Genomic DNA, 2,874 nt, shown 5'->3' with positions numbered 1-2,874 from the left:
TGGTGATGAGGTTGGCGGCATCGAGCCACTCGGGGCCGAGCATCGGGGCGTGGGCGCCGGGGAGGGGGGCGAGATGAGCGGCGGGTAGACCGGGCAGACTCAGTGCCGGGGCCAGGGCGGTCAGGGCAGTCACCGTGCAAGGCTAAGTGGTGCCGCGGCGGCAACGCCGTGAGAGTGGTCCCCTCCGAGTTGTGGAATCGGGCACCCTGGGCCGGTACATCAGTGCTCGCTGGTCCGTGGCCGGCTCAGGGGCGGACCGCAGCGGGGACCTGAGGCTCGACGTCGTCCCCATCGGCGCCTTCACCACCGGCGACTGGGCGAGCGCTCCCCGGGTCGCCGGTGCCGTGGCCCTTGTGCCCGGTGAAGACGATGTAGTGGTAGAAGATGAAGCGGAAGGCGGTGCCCAGCCCGAATCCGACGACGTAGGCGGCGATGTTGTCCGCCAAGGGCGAGGTCAGTCCCAGCACATGGTGAGTGAACAGCAGACAGAACTGGCTGATGGCTATTCCGCCCAGGTTCGCGATGACGAACAGGGTGGCCTCACGGGCGACGTTCTTGCGGGTACGGCCCCGGTAGGTCCAGTGGCGGTTCGCCAGCCAGGAGAAGACGGTCGCGATCGACGACGCCAGGAGCTGGGCGGAGTTCGGGTGTCCGGAGAGGAATCCGGCAGGGCTGTGCTGAACGAGGTTGAACAGGCCGACGTCGATCACGTAGGCCATGGCGCCCACCATGCCGAACTGCGTGAACTCCTTGATGAGGGCGACGAGCCGCTGCGTCAGGGAATTACCGGAGGAGCGCGTCATAACTGGCATCCTATGCCGGTGACAGTCAGGTGTCGCAAGCCGAGCCCGATCACGGTACCCAGCGAATACTGACGGAGCCGAGGTCCCAGACCCAGGACACCCATACCAGCTGACCGGCGATGCAGACCGCCAGCAGCGCCAGTCGTCGGCGGGTCGTCCCGGCCGCCGCGACCAGTGCCCAGCCGACCGGGGCCAGGGGCAGCAGGAGCCGGAGCACTGATGTCGTCGGGTCGAAAAAGGCCAGCAGGTAGAGCAGATAGCCCAGGCACCAGAACCAGGCGGCGGGCCCCAGGCCGCGCAGGGCCGGGGCGCTCAGCAGCAGGCCCGCGGCGACCAGGACGACGGCGAGCAGGACCAGACCCAGATGGGGTCCCACCCAGTCGCCCAGTCGGGTCAGCCACGGCGCGAAGGGGGCCAGGTCGGCGCCGCGCCAGGAGGTCTCCGTGGCCGTGTAGGCGTCCTGCCGGCCCGTGAACAACCAGGCGATCACCGGCCAGGTCAAGGCGGCCGCGCAGGTGGTCAGTGCCAGGGCGAGCAGCCGGGTGCGCTCGCCCGGGCGCTGGAGGCCGTGCTCCGGCACAAGGCGTGAGAACCAGCCGGGTGGGAGCCATCCGCGGGCGCCGACCACTTCCCAGGCCCACCACAGTCCCAGGGCCGCCCCCAGTGGAACGCCGACGGGGCGGGCGAAGCAGGCGGCCACCGCGAAGGGGATCGCCGCGAGAGCCCGCCCGCGGCTCGCCTGCCACAGCGTCAGTCCCACCATGACCAGTCCCAGGGACTCGGCGTAAGGGACCTGGAGGACCGCCGCGCACGGTGAGGACCAGATCAGTGCCACGGCCCACAGGGAGGCCCTGCGCCCGGTGGCCGGTGAGAGCAAGCGGTCCATGACGACTGCCGCGCCGGCAGAGGCCAGGATCGACACGATCGCGGCGCGCACGTAGAAGGACCAGCCGGTCCAGTTCAGCAGGGAGGCCAGACCGCTCAGCAGCGGCATGAAGGCCCACGCGTTCTGCGTCACCCTCCCGTCGGCGCCGAGAGGCAGTTGTGCGGGATAGCCCTCCTCGATGATCCGGTTGTACCAACCGGCGTCCCAGAAGCGCATGTGCTCCTCCCAGGACGGCGCGGCCCCACCCCACGGGGTGGCGGGAGTGTCCTGTGCCCCCAGGCGCAGGATGAGGAAGGTCAGGGTGCTCGCCGCTGCCCAGACCGCCAGGACCTGACACGGGCGGGGCAGGCGCGAGAAGAGGCTCTGCGGCGTCGGCGAGGCTGAGATGGAGGGCTGCTGGGTTGGGGAGGAATCGGCGGCTGAGGTCACGGCCTCCACCCTACGGTCTCGGGTCCCGCCTTCCGTGAGGGCTTGCTGGGGCGGGTAGCCTTGGTGGTGTGAGCGTTCCCATTGTTGCCGTGATCGGAGGCGGGCAGCTGGCCCGCATGATGCAGGAGGAGGCCAGTGCTCTGGGTATCCACCTTCGAGCGCTGGTGGAGGCCGCCGACGGCTCCGCCGGTCAGGTGACCCCGGACGCCCCCGTCGGGGCGGCCGGTGACGAGGCGGCCGTGCGCGCCGTCGTCGCCGGTGACGGCACTCCGGGGGCCGATGGGGAGCCGGCCGCGGTGGTCACCTTCGAGCATGAGCACCAGGACGCCGCCCTCCTGGAGCGTCTTCAGGCCGAGGGCGTCAGCGTCCAGCCTCCGCCCCGGGCCCTGGAGCTGGCCCGTGACAAGCTGGCCATGCGCCGGGCGATGAGTGAGGCCGGGCTCCCACAGCCCGCCTGGATGGAGGTCGGCGGAGCGCATCAGGAGACCGCCGAGCAGATGGCCGACGCCGTGGAGGCCTTCGCCGCCGATCACGGTTGGCCCGTGGTGCTCAAGACTCCTCGCGGCGGCTATGACGGCCACGGCGTGCTGCTCGTGCGCAGTGCCGAGTCCCTGCGCGAGGGGGAGGCCGCCGAGTGGATCGCCTCGGTCGCCGGGGCCCGCACCGGTCGGAGCGACGGCCGGGGTGCCGGCGGTGGAGGCAGCCTCGGCGGGGCGGCGGTGACCAGCCTCCTGGTGGAGCAGGCCATCCCCTTCA

2 protein-coding genes and 1 pseudogene are annotated in these 2,874 nt (G+C 71.2%); 1 reads left to right on the top strand and 2 read right to left on the bottom strand.

Annotated features, from left to right (window positions below; all coding sequences use genetic code 11):
- Positions 1-245: 245 nt before the first annotated feature.
- Both RWR81_RS13400 and RWR81_RS13395 read right to left on the bottom strand, forming a co-directional pair.
- Entirely contained in the window at positions 246-812 is a 567-nt protein-coding gene (locus RWR81_RS13400; protein ID WP_314458203.1) for a GtrA family protein, read from the bottom strand.
- 40 nt (positions 813-852) lie between these two features.
- Positions 853-2,076: a hypothetical protein gene (locus tag RWR81_RS13395; protein WP_399498463.1), complete on the bottom strand. Its 1,224-nt coding sequence runs from the start codon at positions 2,074-2,076 to the stop codon at positions 853-855.
- A gap of 110 nt (positions 2,077-2,186) precedes the next feature.
- Between RWR81_RS13395 and RWR81_RS13390 the strand changes: the two are divergent.
- Positions 2,187-2,874, top strand: a pseudogene (locus tag RWR81_RS13390) (5-(carboxyamino)imidazole ribonucleotide synthase); the annotation flags it as partial.

The organism is uncultured Actinomyces sp., from assembly GCF_963526355.1.
Taxonomy (GTDB): Bacteria; Actinomycetota; Actinomycetes; order Actinomycetales; family Actinomycetaceae; genus Actinomyces.
This window is presented reverse-complemented; position numbering and strand designations above follow the sequence as displayed.